This window comes from Bacillus sp. JKS001846 (assembly GCF_900176455.1).
GTDB lineage: Bacteria > Bacillota > Bacilli > Bacillales > Bacillaceae_G > Bacillus_A > Bacillus_A cereus.
The window spans coordinates 35001-52500 of record NZ_FWYG01000001.1; the positions used below are offsets into that span (position 1 = coordinate 35001).

Consider the following 17500-nt stretch of genomic DNA (forward strand, 5'->3'; position numbering starts at 1 on the left):
TTCCTGTTTTTCTAATACAACTTGTTCATTTGTTAACTTCGTATACTCAAATAAATCTTCTATTAAATTTTTTAACTGCTCCGACTTTGCAAAAGCAATTCTCGTATACTCATCGTGTTGTTCTTTATTTTCATATTTAGAATCTCGAAGTAATCGTAAGTAGCCCATAATAGAAGTCAGCGGTGTGCGTAAATCGTGAGATACATTCGTAATAAGCTCATTCTTTTGCTTCTCTAATTTACGTTCCTTTTCTATATTATTCATAAGCTCTTCTGCCATATTATTAATATTCTCAGTTAAAGCTGCAATCTCATCTTCACCTTTTTTCTCAATGCGGTACGCTAAGTTGCCTCTTTCTATTTCCTTTACACCTTGTGCCATTGCTTCAATCTGCTTCATCTTTCTCTTTGTTATATAGAAGAAAGAGAAAATGAATACAAGAACACCAATTAAAAACGGGAATGGCCCTTCTTTCGTGTCATACATTACCTCTCCCTCTGGAATTCCGCTAACAAACATGTACAAATTCTTTCCTTCAATAGTAATAGGTGAAAAAGATATAAACTCTTTTCTTGTACTTTCAAATACATTTCTACCATCTGTATAATTAATCGCAAATGATGCTGCATTACGAATCGTATTATGCAAATCGATTTGCTCTTCTTGCGCTTGCTTTGTTTTATATAAAACTTTACCACTTTCATCAGTAACCAATATCTTTAAAGCTCTAGACCCTTGCTCTAAATTTTGGTTCTCCATTTCGATCATATTTGATATAGCTTCTAATTTATTTTCATGAACCGAACTATTTGCCGCTCCTTGAGCTTGGTGATTAATTTGTTCCATACCAGCCCGATAATCGATAGTTGCTTGACGATTCGCATTCTCAAAAAATGGCGCAGCTCCCTTCGCTGACAAAACTCCTAATAACGCACAAGCAGCAAAAGTAGTAATCAATTGAATCCTTATACTCTTTCGTACGCTCTTTACTAATTTCTCAATTAATTCTCTTATTTTCCTTATATAAGTAAACGGATTAAATATCTTTTTCAATCTTATACCCCACTCCCCATACTGTTTTTATATATCTAGGTTTCCTTGGATTCTCCTCAATCTTTTCACGCACTTTCCGAATGTGCACCATTACAGTATTATCAGACTGGAAAGATCGTTCGTTCCACACCTTTTCATAAATTTGCTCCGCACTAAACACCATACCTGGATTTCTAGCTAGCAATTCTAAAATTGAAAATTCCCTCGGAGTTAGTTTCACTTCTTCTCCCTCTACAACAACTTTATGGGTCGAGATGTTGATTTTCATCTCCCCAATTTCTAACTCGTCCTCATTTTGGACAGCGAAACCATTCATTTTCATATAACGGCGTAACTGAGATTTAATTCTTGCGATTAACTCTAACGGGTTAAATGGTTTCGTTACGTAATCATCTGCTCCTGTAGTTAATCCTAAAATCTTATCCATATCTTGCGTTTTGGCAGAAAGCATAATAATAGGCATTTCTTTCGCTTCCCTTACCTTCATACACATATGAATACCATCCACTTTCGGCATCATAATATCTAATACGACTAGATGTACTTCATTTTCTTCCAATAGACGTAATCCTTCTTCTCCGTCTCCTGCTTGTAATACTTTATATCCTTCATTCTTTAAATAGATTGTAATTAAATTCCGAATTTCTTTTTCATCATCTACGACAAGTATTGTTTCGTGTGCCACAATATCTCCCCCATCACTTTTTTAATCCCTAACTTCTATTATAGGAAAACTTCTGAAGAAAAACGCTCGGAAATCCTTAAGATTTTCTGAAGACGCAAAAAGGTCTAGACTCCCCTTAAGTCTAGACCTTTAAAAAAACCCTTTTATTTACGAACGTAGATGAAATATAGTACGAATAAAACTCCCATAACATACATAATCGGATGAACCTCTTTACGACGACCACTCACAACCATTGTAATTGGATAGAAGATAAATCCAATGGCAATCCCAGTTGCGATACTATACGTAAGTGGCATAGAGATAATTGTAAAGAATGCTGGTACTGCAATCTCGAATTTCTTCCAATCAATTTCCCCTAAGGAAGAAACCATCAAGATTCCTACAATAATTAAAGCCGGTGCCGTTACAGCTGGCGTTACAACACTTAATAATGGCGAGAAGAATAGTGCCAGTAAGAAGAATCCTGCTGTTACAACTGCTGTAAATCCAGAACGTCCTCCCGCTGCTACCCCTGCAGACGATTCAATGTAAGACGTTGTTGTTGATGTACCCAAGATCGCACCAATTACAGTTGCAATCGCATCTGCAAATAACGCTTTTCCTGCACGTGGTAATTTATTGTTCTTCATTAATCCTGCTTGATTCGCAACCGCTACAAGCGTACCTGCTGTATCAAAGAAATCTATAAAGAAGAACGTTATAATAACAATCCCCATTTGAACTGTGAAAATATCGCCGAAGTGCGTTAACGCCACACCGAACGTTGGTTCTAGACTCGGTATTGCTCCCACTACAGCTTTCGGAGTATCAATTAATCCTGTTGCAACTCCTAAGATCGCTGTAAGAATCATACCGTAGAATACTGCACCATTAACTTTCTTAATCATAAAGATGATCGTAGTAATAACCCCGAAGATTGCTAGTAACGTTGTGCCCTTTGTTAAGTCCCCCAACCCAACAAGAACCGCATCGTTTTTCACGATAATTCCGGCATTTTGGAATCCAAGGAAAGCAATGAATAATCCAATACCTGCTGCTACTGCAAACTTTAACTCCGATGGAATTGCATTAATGATTTTTTCACGAATACCTGAAGCAGTAAGAATAATAAAGATAATACCTGACATTAATGTTCCGGCAATGGCCGTTTGCCACGGAATACCCATCGTTAACACTGCTGTATAAGCAAAGAACGCGTTAATTCCCATACCTGGCGCTAAAGCAATTGGATACTTCGCGAAAATACCCATAATTAACGAACCGATCGCTGCCGCTAATGCCGTAGCAACGAATACTGCACCTGGATCCATCCCTGTACCTGCTGGTAACCCTTTAACATTTCCAAGCGACAGCGTAGCAGGATTGACAAATAGTACGTAAGCCATAGATAGAAATGTCGTTAACCCTGCTATGAACTCAGTCTTATAATTCGTACCGAGCTCATCAAACTGAAAATAGCGTTTCATCCTATGTTTCCCCCGTTATATGATTACTCGCCGTATTTCACCCTAGCCCTCTTTTATCCCGAGAAATAAAAAAGGCTTCCATTGCATATATACATGGAAGCGTTCTATAAACAAAGACAAGTTTCCCCTCATCTTTATACAAACGCCTCGTAGTCAAGCCATTTACGGTAGCTAGGTAGAAACTTTCGGGCCATATCCCCGATATTATACGACGGCTATAATATTCACTTTTCGTTTGAATTACATAATCATATTAACTCGACGAAGTAGTTTTGTCAATTTAAAAACGAACATTTTCATAAACTTTTATAGTTTCGTTCGTATTAATGCCAAAATAAAAAAGATCCATCTATGCATAAGCAATAGATGGACCTTTTTATAAATACTATTCCCACTCAATAGTTGCTGGTGGCTTACTCGTTACATCATACACGATACGGTTAACGTGTTTTACTTCGTTTACGATACGTACAGAGATTTTCTCTAATACGTCCCAAGGGATACGTGCCCAGTCAGCTGTCATACCGTCGATAGATGTTACTGCACGGATACCTACTGTGTAATCGTAAGTACGCTCGTCACCCATAACACCTACGCTACGCATACCAGGAAGTGCAGTGAAGTATTGCCAGATTTCACGGTCTAAGCCCGCTTTAATAATTTCTTCACGTAAAATCGCATCAGATTCACGAACGATTTCTAATTTCTCTTCTGTAATTTCACCTAATACACGAATACCAAGACCCGGTCCTGGGAATGGTTGACGCCATACGATTTCATCAGGAATTCCTAGTTCAGATCCTAATACACGTACTTCGTCTTTAAATAACGTGTTTAAAGGCTCAATTAATTTGAACTGCATGTCTTCTGGAAGTCCACCAACGTTGTGGTGAGATTTAATTGTTTGTGCAGTTGCTGTACCACTTTCAACGATGTCTGTGTAAAGTGTACCTTGTGCTAAAAAGTCCATACCTTGTAATTTAGACGCTTCATCATCAAATACGTAAATGAATTCGTTACCGATGATTTTACGTTTTTGTTCTGGATCTTCTACACCTTTTAACTTGTTCATGAAGCGTTCTTTTGCATCCACTTTAATAACGTTCATATGGAAGCCTTCGCTAAATGTTTTCATAACGCCTTCTGCTTCGCCTTTACGCAGTAAGCCGTGGTCAACGAAAATACAAGTTAATTGATCGCCGATTGCTTTATGAATTAATACTGCTACAACAGAAGAGTCTACACCGCCACTAAGTGCGCATAGTACTTTTTTGTCTCCAACAGTTTCACGAATTTTTTCTAATTCTACTTCGATAAAGTTCTCCATGTTCCATCCTTCAGAACAACCACATACGCCAAATACGAAGTTTTTAATTAAATCGTTACCGTGCTCAGAGTGACGTACTTCTGGGTGGAATTGTACACCGTATAAGTTTTTCGCTTCATTGCTCATACCAGCAATTGGGCAAGACTCACTTGTTGCGTCTACTACGAATCCTTCAGGTAAACCAGTTACTAAGTCACCATGGCTCATCCATACAACTTGCTCTTCTGGAAGGTTCGCATATAATTTTGATTCGTTCTCTACTTTAAGAACAGCCTTTCCGTACTCACGGTGATTTGCACGCTCTACTTTACCACCGAAGTGTTGCGTCATAAGCTGCATACCGTAACAAATACCGAAGATTGGTAAACCTAGTTCAAAGATTTTTTCATCACAATGTAATGCACCTTCACCGTATACGCTATTTGGTCCACCAGAGAAAATAATCCCTTTTGGATTCATTGCTTTAATTTCTTCTGCAGTAATTGTATGTGGATGAAGTTCACTGTATACACCGAACTCACGAATTCGACGTGCTATTAACTGATTGTATTGACTTCCAAAATCTAAAACGATAATTGTATCGTGTTGTTTCTTCAAAATAATCACCCCAACGTTAGTTCTCGTATATAAATATTTTCACCAATTTGGCGAAAAGCATTACCAATATAATAAAAAAAGCCAGTCCTCCGCCTCTAGTCTCATAACAAAGAAAAGGCAGGGGTCTGGCTTTATAAAGAAAGATAGTCTCCGCTCTTTATAAATATAAGACACACTGCCTTCATAGTCAGGTTGTTTGCGGTAACCCGGTAGAGACTCTCAAACCATATCATTGAGGATATATGAAGGATCGTTTTATATTATCTTCCTAGATTCTAACAATGAAATATCAATATGGTCAAGAGAGAAAGCGACAAAATTCTACAGAAATTCATTTCTTCACCTCGAAATATAGCTCTTCATTACCCTAACTGGAATTTCCAAGTTGTTCACGGCTAAAAAATTACAACTTATTTCTAGCAATAATATTTTGACCTTGGATGAAATTTAATTTCCTTGTTACGTTAACTCTGTACTCTATAATTTATATAAACTATAGGTTCATACCCTTGCAACCTGACTTCTTTTTTCCAAATGTCCAATTTATTCTTTAACATTATCATGTTTAGTTCATTTAAATTCGGCTCACCATCTATGAGCGTCAATTTACTCGCTCTTTCCAGAACAAGCCATATTGCTACCCTTTCTATTTCTGGCATATCTTGTAAAATGCCATGTTTATAAAGACGTAACGAACTAATCGATTGATCTACAGCATAACAAAGCTTACCTGATGTATTTCCTATCTTAACTGCATACATCGTTTTATCTTTATATAAATCCATAAGTTCTACTTTAGCTGCATTAATTCGTTCTTCTTCTCGATCAAAATTCTGAAAACCGTCATTTTGTTCCCTTAACAAGTTAAATACATTTTCTGCATAATATATATTTTTAAGCTTCTTTTTAATTTCTTCCTCTGTCATACCTGGATATTTATGCTTTTCTTCCGCATATTTGCACTCAAGAAACTCCTCATGGATTTCTTTTGTAAAATCATAATCTGGGCAATATATTGTTTTAATTTCAGAGATAGAATCCTCTAAATATTGTTGGTAATCATCATTAAAATAATACCAATTCCCCTTAGTAAGGATACATCTACGTGCATCATCAACATATTCTATTAGATTCCTTATCTTGTCACTACGAACAGACGTTCCGTTATACAGACTTTGCACCTTAATATCTAATAAAATATCCCCCAAGTTTAATTCTTTTTCTTCAGCAAATAATTGAATTTGATCATAGTTCAACTCAGAAATTGTCTTTCTTTTTGCACCATACCATAATTTAAAAACCGCATCATTGTTATTAAAAATTTCAGTCGCCCCTATGATATCCACTTCAGAAATATTAATTGTGGTTTGGCCTCTACGAATCGCCTCTTGTAAATCTCTATTTAAATTACTTAATAATTCACTAGATGTCACTCTAGTGAATACTGGAATTTTGCACTTATCTTCCTCGTCTAGAATTTTTACAATATGTAAAAGAACTTCACAAACGCTTTCTAAATTATCCTGCTTTAAATCAAACTTCAGAGAACTTCCAACTTCAATTAGTTGATTATATAAATGCTTAACCTCATTTGATTGAATAACTTTTGCTTTTAACTTTGTAAAAGAAGCACCACTATCAAATTCTAATTCCTTATAATCAATATATGTATTAATTGTCTTATTGCGTTGCGAATTCGGCGAAGTCAAAGCAGTAGTTTTAATCCCTTCATATTCCATTTTTCTAGCAAAAGAAAATGCGAAATCATAATCACAATATTTATCAACCAAAAAATGAGAGTGTCCAAATGTTAACGCATACATATCCTCGCCATATGTAATTTTCACAACTACTTTAGGCTGAGGTGTGACCTGTAATACATCTTCTTCGAAAGCTTCCAAAATCCATTTCCACGGAATATCCTTTTCTTGAATTGGGACATGTTTATATAAAGTAAAGATCATTTCATATTCCAACTGATCATTTTCAGCCTGGCTGATCGTTTTTGACACCTCAACTGCTAAATTTTCTTCCAAATTCCTTTCAAAAGCTCTATGTTTAGTATTAGAAATTTTATAAATATTCACCTTAGCCATGCCTATTTTACTCCCCTTCAGATAACACCCAAATACATATGACGTTATAAATAGATAAACAGATATTTATATTCACTATTACCTTACACGTAAACTATCACATAAAATTTTAAAAAAAGATCTTTTCTATAAATGTACAGAAAAGATCTTTTCCATTATAAACATTACCTGTTTTTATTCAACTTAAGCATGGAATATTTAAGACGGGCTGAATTACATCATTCCGCCCATACCGCCCATGCCCATGCCGCCCATGTCAGGCATTGCTGGTGCATTTGGTTCTGGCTTGTCAGCTACTACAGCTTCAGTTGTTAAGAACATAGCTGCAACAGATGCTGCGTTTTGAAGTGCAGAACGAGTTACTTTAGCTGGATCTACGATACCAGACTCAAGCATGTTAACCCATTCGCCAGTAGCTGCGTTGAAACCAACGCCTACTTTTTCGCCTTTTAGACGCTCTACAACTACAGATCCTTCTAGACCAGCGTTGATTGCGATTTGACGAACTGGCTCTTCTAGTGCGCGAAGTACGATGTTGATACCTGTTGCTTCGTCGCCTTCAGCTACGATAGAAGCTACTTTCGTGTATACGTTCATAAGTGAAGTACCACCACCTGCAACGATACCTTCTTCTACTGCTGCACGAGTTGAGTTAAGTGCATCTTCAATACGAAGTTTGCGTTCTTTCAACTCAGTTTCAGTTGCTGCACCTACTTTAATTACCGCTACGCCACCTGCAAGTTTTGCAAGACGCTCTTGTAATTTTTCACGATCGAATTCAGAAGTTGTTTCTTCTAATTGCGCACGGATTTGACCGATGCGAGCTTCGATTTGTTCTGTGCTTCCTACACCTTCAACTACAGTTGTGTTTTCTTTTGTAACAACAACTTTACCAGCGCGTCCTAAAGATTCAACTGTAGCAGATTTTAAGTCACGACCTAATTCTTCAGTGATTACTTCGCCACCTGTTAAGATCGCGATATCTTCTAGCATTGCTTTACGACGGTCACCAAATCCAGGAGCTTTAACAGCTACTACATTGAATGTACCACGAAGTTTGTTCACTACTAATGTAGCTAACGCTTCGCCTTCTACATCTTCAGCAATGATAAGAAGTGGTTTACCTTGTTGTACCACTTGCTCTAATACTGGTAAGATTTCTTGAATGTTAGAAATCTTTTTGTCAGTGATTAAGATGTATGGGTTATCAAGAACTGCTTCCATTTTGTCAGAATCAGTAATCATGTAAGGAGATGCATATCCACGATCAAATTGCATACCTTCTACTACGTCTAATTCTGTTGTGAAGCCTTTAGATTCTTCTAAAGTAATAACGCCGTCGTTACCAACGCGCTCCATTGCTTCAGCGATTAATTGACCTACTTCTTCGTCAGCAGCAGAAATAGCAGCTACTTGTGCGATAGAAGATTTACCTTCGATTGGTTTAGAAATCGTTTTTAATTCTTCAATTGCAGCAGTAACAGCTTTTTCGATACCTTTACGAAGACCCATTGGGTTCGCACCAGCTGTTACGTTTTTAAGACCTTCACGAATCATAGCTTGCGCTAATACAGTTGCAGTTGTTGTTCCGTCACCAGCTACGTCATTTGTTTTGCTAGCAACTTCTGCTACTAGTTTCGCACCCATGTTTTCGAATGCATCTTCTAATTCGATTTCTTTTGCGATTGTTACACCGTCATTTGTAATAAGTGGTGAACCGAATTTTTTCTCAAGAACAACGTTACGACCTTTTGGTCCAAGCGTTACTTTTACTGCATTTGCAAGAGTGTCGACACCGCGAAGCATCGAACGACGTGCTTCTTCACTAAATTTAATATCTTTTGCCATAATAATTGACCCCCTTGGATTTTTTAAGATTTATATAATTAACCGATAACTGCTAAAATGTCACTTTCACGTAAAATCAAGTAGTCTGTACCTTCATATTTCACTTCAGTACCTGCATATTTTGAGAAGATGATAAGATCACCTGCTGCTACCTCTAAAGCAACACGCTCACCATTCTCAAGCACTCGACCAGTACCTACTGCAACTACTTTACCCTCTTGTGGTTTTTCTTTTGCAGTATCTGGTAATACAATACCACTTGCTGTTTTTTCTTCTGCTTGAACAAGCTCAATTACAACGCGATCACCTAATGGCTTTAGCATGAACAATAACCTCCTCATTTTGTTATGTAAATTTCTTTTATTAGCACTCAAGTCATCCGAGTGCTAACACACTTATAATAATAAATAATCTCAATTTCTTTTGCAAGTAAAAAAATCATAATTTTTTCGCAAATCACTATATAAACTTTCTATATAGAATACTGCCTTTACTATATGAATCGTTGTTTCCACTGCTCGTATGTTACAATATGAAAGGACACCCTAAGTTGTTTTCGCTACACACACAACTTTCTCCTGTCTTCTATTATAATTTCAAATAAGGATTTACGAAAAAAACATAATTCAAGTGAGGTTTATATCGTAGGTAGCATATTTACATGTTATCCTAACTTATCTCATACACTATAGTTAGAAAGGATGGTTAAACCATTTGAAGAAACAATACTGGTGGATTATCGTTACATACATTTTAATGCAGTTATCTGGCGTTGTTGGATTGCCACTTCTCCTAAAAACAGGACTCTATGATAATAGAGGATTTACCATTGAGGAAAAAGGACAAATCATAACGGGACACTGGGCAATTATTAGCTTCTTTGTTGCATTATGTATCGTACTTTGGTTACTTAGAACAGATATTCGTGACAGGCATTTAGATCCAAAGCGCTCTTCTGCTCCAGCTACTATTGGATGGATTTTCATCGGGTTCTTCTTAGCTTTCTTTTCACAAATAGTTGCCGGTATGATCGAGATGCAGCTGCTAGGAATTAAACAAGGTTCAGAAAATACAATGAAACTGATGGAGATTGCAAGAACGACCCCTTGGTTCCTTATTGTTGTATCTATAATTGGACCTATCTTAGAAGAAATCGTATTTAGAAAAATTTTATTTGGTGCACTTTATAAGAAGTTTAACTTCTTTATCGCAGCTATCATTAGTTCGCTTGTATTCGCAGCAATTCATTTTGATTTTACTCATTTATTGGTATACACTGCTATGGGGCTCGTATTCGCCTTCTTATATGTGAAGACGAAACGGATTATCGTTCCGATTGCAGCTCATGTTGCGATGAATACATTGGTCGCTATTGGGCAAATTTTTATGAGCAATGAACAAATTCAAGAAATGATTAAAGAAGCTGAAAAAATGCAAGGCTTTATCGGAGGATTTTTTGTATGAGAAACTCACCATTGTTCATGGCTGCACTATACTTCCTTCTTGGATGTATCTTTACACGCTTCGCCATTACGAACGTGACAGATACAATCTGGAATATGTGGACAATACTATTTGCAGTTATGGCAACAATTGATTTTAATTTGGCACTTCGCCTTATATTAATTAAATTCACAAAGAAGAAACAATAATAAAACGCAGAGGTCGCTTCCTCTGCGTTTTATTGTGGATAGTTTTTCAAAAAGTAAACTAATGTTTGTAACTCTACAGCTAAGTCAATATGATGAATTCTAATATTCTCTGATACGTTTAATCGCGCTGGTGTGAAATTCAAAATACCATGCACGCTCGTTTCAGCTAATCTATCTGCTACAGCTTGTGCTACTGTAGCCGGTACTGTTAATATTGCCACTTGTATATCATTTGATAATCTCTCTTCTAATTCATCTAAATGATATACAGGAATGCCCCCGATTTCTGTTCCAACTTTCTCTTCACTAACATCAAATGCCATTTCAATTTTTGTATTATTGTTTTTCGTGAAATTATAATGTAAGAAAGCGGTCCCTAAATTACCTACTCCAATAAGTGCTACACGTGTTATATCATCTTGATCAAGTGTTTCGCGGAAAAATGATAATAAATAATTTACGTTATATCCATATCCCTTTTTCCCTAACGCTCCAAAATACGAAAAATCTCTTCGTATTGTTGCGGAATCTACTTTTACTGCCTCACTCAATTCGGCCGATGAAACACGCTGCTTACCAGAAAGAGATAAGTTTTGGATAAATCGATAGTATAGAGGCAATCTTTTAGCAGTGGCTTGTGGAATCTTTTGCTGATCCATATGACCTCTCCTCTCTTCCTATCTTTATTCATATACTTTAATCAAATACAGAAGTTTAGCACTCATTAAATTCCTTGTATAATAAAGAGAAGAAGTATTCTCTCTTTATTTTAAACTATACACTATTTTTAGTATGATTGAGAAATATAAACATGGCAAAGTTAAGAAATTATTTGAGGTGAAAACATTGATTTTATTACAAGTAAACGCGCTTTCGAAATTATACGGTGCAGAAACGATTCTTGCAAACATAAAATTGGAAGTACAAACAAAAGATCGTATCGCATTAGTTGGAAGGAATGGAGCAGGCAAATCTACATTATTAAAAATTATCGCTGGTGAATTATCTCATGATGGTGGCGAAATTATAAAACCGAAAGATGTCTCAATCGGATATTTAGCTCAAAATACTGGACTAGAAACGTCTTTAACAATTTGGGATGAAATGCTAACCGTCTTTACCCACTTACAGCAAATGGAGACAAAACTTCGAAGGCTTGAGCAAGAAATGGGAAAAGAAGAAAACTTTTCAAACGAAGCTACATATGAAAGATTGTTAGCTGATTATGACCAATTGCAACTCAATTATAAAGATCAAGGTGGATATCAATATGAAGCGGATATTCGCTCCATTTTAAGCGGCCTTGGCTTCCCAGTTGAAACGCACCAGACGACGATCTCTACTTTAAGCGGCGGGCAAAAAACAAGATTAGCTCTCGGGAAATTATTATTAACAAAACCAGACTTACTTATTTTGGATGAGCCTACAAACCATTTAGACATCGAAACATTAACGTGGCTTGAGCAATATTTACAAGGTTATCCTGGCGCAATATTAATCGTTTCACATGACCGTTATTTCTTAGACAAACTCGTTACACAAGTATATGAAATTTCGAATAAAGAAAGCAGACGATTTGTTGGTAACTACAGTAAATATTTAGACTTAAAATCAGCATTATATGAGCAAGAAATGAAACGTTACGAAAAACAACAAGATGAAATCGCAAAACTTGAGGACTTCGTTCAAAAGAATATAGCTCGCGCTTCTACAACGAAACGTGCTCAAAGTCGTCGTAAACAACTAGACAGAATGGAATTATTAACGAGACCATTAGGGGATTCTAAGTCAGCATCATTCCACTTCGATATTGAAAAGCAAAGTGGAAATGATGTTTTACAAGTAAATGATGCAACCATCGGCTATGATGAGAACCCTATAATTGAACATGTAACTATGCGCTTAACTCGCGGAGATAGTGTTGCTTTAGTTGGTCCAAACGGAATTGGGAAATCCACATTGTTAAAGTCTATTGTGAATAAGTTACCACTATTAAATGGTGATGTTTCTTTCGGATCAAATGTATCTGTTGGTTATTATGATCAAGAACAAGCAAACTTAACATCTTCTAAACGGGTTTTAAATGAACTATGGGATGAATATCCACTGCAACCTGAAAAAGAAATCCGTACTATACTCGGGAATTTTTTATTCACAGGAGATGATGTACTGAAACCAGTATCTTCCCTTAGTGGTGGACAAAAAGCTCGATTAGCTCTTGCAAAACTTATGATGCAAAAATCAAATTTATTAATTCTAGATGAACCTACGAACCACCTTGATTTAAACAGTAAAGAAATTTTGGAGAATGCTTTAATTGATTATCCAGGGACTCTTCTATTCGTCTCACATGACCGCTACTTTATTAACCGTGTAACAACGACTGTGGTTGAGTTATCAACAGAAGGTGCACAGGAATATTTAGGGGATTACGATTACTACGTTGAAAAGAAAAATGAAATGATTGAACGTGCAGAACTTGAACAGCAAGAAAGTGACATTCCTGTTCAAAAGGTGGTTGCACAAGAGAAATTAAATTATTTAGAAGAAAAAGAGCGTAAAAAACTAGAGCGTCAACGCACTAGAAAAATTGAAGAGCTAGAACAAAGTATATTAGAATTAGAAGAAGAAATTGCTACGTTGGAAAATCAACTTTGCTTACCAGAAATATATGCAGATTATGAAAAAGCTAGTGAAATTACAACTAAAAAGCAAACGCTACAAGAACAACTTGAAACTTGTATGGCAGAATGGGAAGAGCTGCATGTATAAGCATATTTAAATAAGGAAGATGTCTCATAAGTCAGGATTTTTGACTATGCGACATCTTTTTTTCTTTTAATACAGAAACAATTTTTTGAGTATATCAATCGTAACTTAGAATATACCAACGATTTTTCAAATATATCTATTGTAACCCTATATATATTAACAATTCGACACGAAATATCGATTTAACGACAAAGATTGACAATATTAGCATCTTCTATAATAGGGGGATGTTTCAAAATGTTTTTCGGGGATATCTTCTTACTTTTTATTTCCCGAAAAAGAACAAACTCAAAGGTCTGACATCATCCTATTTATCCACAAGTTTATACACATATCCACCTTTATAAAATAAACCTTAAAATAACTTTTCCACATTATCCACAATCAATAAAAAAGTTATCAACATTTTATATACACAATAAAACCCACATTATCAACAGACAATATGGGTTTTATCCACAACCTGTGGTTAATTATGTGTATAACTATGCTTCAATATCTAATCCTGGATTTGCATTTAAGGCTAATGTTGCACGCTTACCTTGTTCATAAGCAATTGTCCCTGCCGCTGCAATCATCGCTGCATTATCTGTGCATAAAGATAGCGGCGGAATAATTAATTCAATGTTTTCTTTTTGTGCAAATTCCTCTTCTAATCGCGCACGAAGTCCTTTATTAGCAGCTACTCCACCAGCAAGAAGTAATTGCTTTACATTATAAGCTTCTGCTGCACGAGCTGCTTTCGTTACAAGTACATCTATTACACTTTCTTGGAAACTTGCCGCTAAATCTTCTGGCGCAATTTCTATACCGCGTTGTTTTGCGTTATGCACAGTGTTGATAACTGCTGATTTCAATCCACTAAAGCTAAAATCATATGAATCCGGTTCTAGCCATGCACGAGGCAAATCAATTGTCGGTTCTCCTTCATGTGCAAGGCGATCAATATGAGGACCACCTGGATATGGCATAGATAACGTACGAGCTACTTTATCATATGCTTCTCCAGCTGCATCGTCTCGTGTTTCACCAATTACTTCGAATGAACCATGTTCTTTCATATAAACAAGTTCTGTATGCCCACCAGATACAACAAGTGATAATAACGGGAATTGAACTTCTTTTACTAAACGGTTCGCATAAATATGACCAGCAATATGATGAACACCGACTAACGGAATATCATGTGCAAACGCTACTGCCTTCGCTGCATTTACTCCAATTAGAAGTGCTCCTACTAAACCGGGACCTTCTGTTACAGCAATTGCATCAATATCATCAAATGTGATGTTTGCTTCCTTTAAAGCTTCTTCTAACACAACTGTAATTTCTTCTACATGATGACGGGATGCAATCTCTGGTACAACGCCGCCAAAACGTTTATGACTTTCAATTTGTGATGCAACGACATTCGCAATAATTTCCGTTCCATTTTTAACAACTGCTACTGCTGTTTCATCACAACTTGTTTCAATACCAAGTATAATCGTATTTTTTTCCATTATATATTCACCCACATTACGAGACCATCTTCCTGATTGTCTGCATAGTATCGTTTACGAATCCCACCATTTTGAAATCCGTATTTTCTGTATAACTGCTTTGCTACTTCATTTGATACACGTACTTCAAGTGTCATTGTTTTTACCCCTAGTTCTTTCGCTTCAGAAATAACTGCTTTCAATAGGGCATCTCCTAACTTTTGACCTCGGTATTCTGGCAAAATAGCTATATTTGTTATATGTGATTCATCAATAATTATCCACAATCCACAATACCCGACTACACGACCATCTTTTTCTAACACAATATAATGTGCATGTTCATTCATCGTTAATTCACGGTGAAAGGCATCTGCAGTCCAAGGAGTTGAAAAAGACGCTTCTTCAATAGCTACAATTTGAGCAATATCATCAAGCTCCATCTTTCTAAATATCATATCCATCTTCTGCAAGCTCCTACTTGTTTTGACTTTCTAACCACTTTGTTTCAGCTTCAGCTAAACGAAGATAGCTTGGAACAAACGTATGAACATCTTGTTCTTCTTTTTGTAATCCTAAGAATGCTAGCTCACTTGGTCTTGGATTATTTTTAGTAAATGGAGCGAATACAGCTTGATCACCTAAATGTTCTATAATTGTTTCTTTATGCAATTTAACATCGTTACCGATAAATAAAACAGGCTGTCCTTTATCTTTTAACATTTGCAACCAGTCTACAATAAGAATAATTCGGTCTTCTTCTATTGAAGTTAACTGCTCTCCTTCATATGTATATAACCCAGTATAAATTTGCCCACGCCTTCCATCAAATAAAGGACAAATTAACCCGTTAAAGTTAGCACCGTTTGCAGCTACTACCTCTAAACTTGATACACCTACAATTGGTATTTGAAGTGACCAAGCTAATGTTTTCGCCGCTGTCACGCCTATGCGAACACCTGTATAGGATCCAGGTCCAGCAGCTACAACGATTTTAGTTAATTCCTTCGGTTTTACGCCACACTCTTTTAACAGTTTCTCTACAGCTGGCATAAGACGTACAGAATGGTTTTTTGTTAAATTTGTAATGATTTCCCCAATTACGTTTCCTTCCTCAATAAGGGATACACCCATTACGTAATTTGAAGTATCAATTGCTAGTACTTTCATCTTGTAATAGCTCCTCACATAATCTAATATAGCGATCTCCAATTGGCTCGAGTATAATTTTTCTTGTGTCATCTCCAGCATGGAATAAACTAATTTGTAACTTTTCATTTGGTAAATATGCCTCTATTAAATGAGCCCATTCTACTACCGTAATTCCTTCACCGTAGAAATATTCATCAAAGCCTAAGTCCTCTTCACTTTCTGCTAAGCGATACACGTCCATATGATATAGCGGTAACCTACCTTTATATTCTTTAATGATATTAAAGGTAGGACTATTTACAACTCTTTTCACTCCAAGACCTTTTGCTAGTCCCTTTGTAAAAGTCGTCTTACCAGCTCCAAGATCTCCTTCTAAAATAATTACATCTTGTGCCTCTACGAGCTCACCTAGTTTTTCTGATAACCTTTGTGTTTCCTCAGAAGATTTTGTTGTTACTTCATATTTACTCACAGACTTCACCTACTTTACTCACAATGTTCTCTGCTCTTTATTATACAGGTTTTGAATATATAAAAAAGTCCTTAGGAGTTGTCCTAAGGATAGTTTGACTGTCTTTATTAGTTTTTTGTTAAAACAAATAAAAAAATACGAAACAACTTGTTTCGTTCTTTTCTTTATATGAAATGGCGGTCCCGACCGGGGTCGAACCGGCGATCTCCTGCGTGACAGGCAGGCATGTTAACCACTACACCACGGGACCATTTGGTTGCGGGGACAGGATTTGAACCTGCGACCTTCGGGTTATGAGCCCGACGAGCTACCGTGCTGCTCCACCCCGCGACAATATAAATAGCTTGGCGACGTCCTACTCTCACAGGGACAAGGTCCCAACTACCATCGGCGCTAGAGAGCTTAACTTCCGTGTTCGGTATGGGAACGGGTGTGACCTCTCTGCCATCATCACCAAACTATGAAGGCATATTCCTTCAAAACTAGATAACATTTGCTTCATATTATATGGTTAAGTCCTCGATCTATTAGTATTCGTCAGCTCCACATGTCACCATGCTTCCACCTCGAACCTATCAACCTGATCATCTTTCAGGGATCTTACTAGCTTACGCTATGGGAAATCTCATCTTGAGGGGGGCTTCATGCTTAGATGCTTTCAGCACTTATCCCTTCCGCACATAGCTACCCAGCTATGCCCTTGGCAGAACAACTGGTACACCAGCGGTGCGTCCATCCCGGTCCTCTCGTACTAAGGACAGCTCCTCTCAAATTTCCTACGCCCACGACGGATAGGGACCGAACTGTCTCACGACGTTCTGAACCCAGCTCGCGTACCGCTTTAATGGGCGAACAGCCCAACCCTTGGGACCGACTACAGCCCCAGGATGCGATGA

The 17500-nt window shown here is 36.9% G+C and carries 15 protein-coding genes, 2 tRNA genes, 2 rRNA genes and 2 riboswitches (2 of these 21 only partly in view); of the genes, 3 read left to right on the top strand and 16 right to left on the bottom strand.

Features of this window, described 5'->3' with window-relative positions:
* From ampS to groES, 7 genes are all read right to left on the bottom strand, one after another.
* Positions 1 to 1053 carry the 5' portion of an aminopeptidase AmpS gene (ampS, locus tag B9A45_RS00140; RefSeq protein WP_084063782.1) on the bottom strand. The gene continues 453 nt to the left of window position 1, outside the view, so the window shows 1053 of its 1506 coding nt (coding positions 1-1053); the start codon lies at positions 1051 to 1053; the stop codon falls past the left edge of the window.
* The gene (locus B9A45_RS00145; protein ID WP_000929887.1) at positions 1037 to 1738 is read right to left on the bottom strand and encodes a response regulator transcription factor; all 702 of its coding nucleotides are present in this window, start codon (positions 1736 to 1738) and stop codon (positions 1037 to 1039) included. The genes ampS and B9A45_RS00145 overlap by 17 nt, the downstream gene beginning before the upstream one ends.
* A gap of 143 nt (positions 1739 to 1881) precedes the next feature.
* A complete protein-coding gene (locus tag B9A45_RS00150) occupies positions 1882 to 3207 on the bottom strand; it encodes an NCS2 family permease (protein WP_084063783.1) in 1326 nt (441 codons plus the stop codon).
* Between the two features lie 130 nt (positions 3208 to 3337).
* Positions 3338 to 3440: riboswitch (purine riboswitch) on the bottom strand.
* 152 nt (positions 3441 to 3592) lie between these two features.
* Positions 3593 to 5134, bottom strand: coding sequence for a glutamine-hydrolyzing GMP synthase (gene guaA, locus B9A45_RS00155; RefSeq protein WP_162841983.1), 1542 nt, complete (start codon positions 5132 to 5134; stop codon positions 3593 to 3595).
* 161 nt (positions 5135 to 5295) lie between these two features.
* Positions 5296 to 5397, bottom strand: a riboswitch (purine riboswitch).
* A gap of 198 nt (positions 5398 to 5595) precedes the next feature.
* On the bottom strand, positions 5596 to 7227 hold the full coding sequence (locus B9A45_RS00160; RefSeq protein WP_084063784.1) for a DUF6119 family protein: 1632 nt from the start codon (positions 7225 to 7227) through the stop codon (positions 5596 to 5598).
* Between the two features lie 213 nt (positions 7228 to 7440).
* The gene (gene groL / locus B9A45_RS00165) at positions 7441 to 9075 is read right to left on the bottom strand and encodes a chaperonin GroEL (RefSeq protein WP_001029993.1); all 1635 of its coding nucleotides are present in this window, start codon (positions 9073 to 9075) and stop codon (positions 7441 to 7443) included.
* Between the two features lie 38 nt (positions 9076 to 9113).
* Positions 9114 to 9398: a co-chaperone GroES gene (groES, locus tag B9A45_RS00170; protein ID WP_000917311.1), complete on the bottom strand. Its 285-nt coding sequence runs from the start codon at positions 9396 to 9398 to the stop codon at positions 9114 to 9116.
* Between the two features lie 391 nt (positions 9399 to 9789).
* Here groES and B9A45_RS00175 point away from each other — a divergent pair, with 391 nt between their 5' ends.
* Complete coding sequence (locus B9A45_RS00175) at positions 9790 to 10539, top strand: CPBP family intramembrane glutamic endopeptidase (protein WP_000745326.1); 750 nt, start codon at positions 9790 to 9792, stop codon at positions 10537 to 10539.
* On the top strand, positions 10536 to 10727 hold the full coding sequence (locus tag B9A45_RS00180; protein ID WP_001246200.1) for a YdiK family protein: 192 nt from the start codon (positions 10536 to 10538) through the stop codon (positions 10725 to 10727). Before B9A45_RS00175 ends, B9A45_RS00180 begins: the two co-directional genes overlap by 4 nt.
* A gap of 29 nt (positions 10728 to 10756) precedes the next feature.
* Here the strand turns inward: B9A45_RS00180 and B9A45_RS00185 are convergent, their stop codons facing one another.
* Positions 10757 to 11386 carry a redox-sensing transcriptional repressor Rex gene (locus B9A45_RS00185; RefSeq protein ID WP_000372699.1) on the bottom strand — a complete coding sequence of 210 codons (630 nt, stop codon included), beginning with the start codon at positions 11384 to 11386 and terminating at the stop codon, positions 10757 to 10759.
* A gap of 187 nt (positions 11387 to 11573) precedes the next feature.
* Here B9A45_RS00185 and B9A45_RS00190 point away from each other — a divergent pair, with 187 nt between their 5' ends.
* Positions 11574 to 13499 (top strand): ABC-F family ATP-binding cassette domain-containing protein, encoded by a 1926-nt coding sequence (locus B9A45_RS00190; RefSeq protein WP_218673383.1) that lies wholly within the window; start codon positions 11574 to 11576, stop codon positions 13497 to 13499.
* A 485-nt stretch (positions 13500 to 13984) separates the two neighbouring features.
* On the opposite strand, the gene tsaD is transcribed toward B9A45_RS00190, so the two are convergent.
* The 8 genes from tsaD to B9A45_RS00230 all read right to left on the bottom strand — a co-directional run.
* Positions 13985 to 15001, bottom strand: coding sequence for a tRNA (adenosine(37)-N6)-threonylcarbamoyltransferase complex transferase subunit TsaD (gene tsaD, locus B9A45_RS00195; protein ID WP_000414585.1), 1017 nt, complete (start codon positions 14999 to 15001; stop codon positions 13985 to 13987).
* Positions 15001 to 15444: a ribosomal protein S18-alanine N-acetyltransferase gene (rimI, locus tag B9A45_RS00200; RefSeq protein WP_000367190.1), complete on the bottom strand. Its 444-nt coding sequence runs from the start codon at positions 15442 to 15444 to the stop codon at positions 15001 to 15003. The genes tsaD and rimI overlap by 1 nt, the downstream gene beginning before the upstream one ends.
* Positions 15445 to 15457: 13 nt before the next feature.
* Entirely contained in the window at positions 15458 to 16150 is a 693-nt protein-coding gene (gene tsaB, locus B9A45_RS00205; RefSeq protein ID WP_000865753.1) for a tRNA (adenosine(37)-N6)-threonylcarbamoyltransferase complex dimerization subunit type 1 TsaB, read from the bottom strand.
* Positions 16131 to 16604, bottom strand: a complete 474-nt coding sequence (gene tsaE, locus B9A45_RS00210; RefSeq protein ID WP_000049642.1) for a tRNA (adenosine(37)-N6)-threonylcarbamoyltransferase complex ATPase subunit type 1 TsaE — start codon at positions 16602 to 16604, stop codon at positions 16131 to 16133. The genes tsaB and tsaE overlap by 20 nt, the downstream gene beginning before the upstream one ends.
* A 174-nt stretch (positions 16605 to 16778) precedes the next feature.
* A tRNA-Asp gene (locus B9A45_RS00215) sits at positions 16779 to 16854 on the bottom strand.
* A 3-nt stretch (positions 16855 to 16857) separates the two neighbouring features.
* A tRNA-Met gene (locus B9A45_RS00220) sits at positions 16858 to 16934 on the bottom strand.
* 12 nt (positions 16935 to 16946) lie between these two features.
* A 5S ribosomal RNA gene (gene rrf / locus B9A45_RS00225) occupies positions 16947 to 17062 on the bottom strand.
* A gap of 49 nt (positions 17063 to 17111) precedes the next feature.
* Positions 17112 to 17500: ribosomal RNA gene (locus tag B9A45_RS00230) — 23S ribosomal RNA — on the bottom strand (it continues 2533 nt past the right edge of the window).

Coding starts and splice junctions, on each gene's coding strand:
- B9A45_RS00150 (WP_084063783.1), bottom strand. CDS start 3,207: ATGAAACGCTATTTTCAGTTTGATGAGCTCGGTACGAATTATAAGACT.
- groES (WP_000917311.1), bottom strand. CDS start 9,398: ATGCTAAAGCCATTAGGTGATCGCGTTGTAATTGAGCTTGTTCAAGCA.
- groL (WP_001029993.1), bottom strand. CDS start 9,075: ATGGCAAAAGATATTAAATTTAGTGAAGAAGCACGTCGTTCGATGCTT.
- B9A45_RS00185 (WP_000372699.1), bottom strand. CDS start 11,386: ATGGATCAGCAAAAGATTCCACAAGCCACTGCTAAAAGATTGCCTCTA.
- B9A45_RS00180 (WP_001246200.1), top strand. CDS start 10,536: ATGAGAAACTCACCATTGTTCATGGCTGCACTATACTTCCTTCTTGGA.
- tsaD (WP_000414585.1), bottom strand. CDS start 15,001: ATGGAAAAAAATACGATTATACTTGGTATTGAAACAAGTTGTGATGAA.
- rimI (WP_000367190.1), bottom strand. CDS start 15,444: ATGGATATGATATTTAGAAAGATGGAGCTTGATGATATTGCTCAAATT.
- tsaB (WP_000865753.1), bottom strand. CDS start 16,150: ATGAAAGTACTAGCAATTGATACTTCAAATTACGTAATGGGTGTATCC.
- B9A45_RS00160 (WP_084063784.1), bottom strand. CDS start 7,227: ATGGCTAAGGTGAATATTTATAAAATTTCTAATACTAAACATAGAGCT.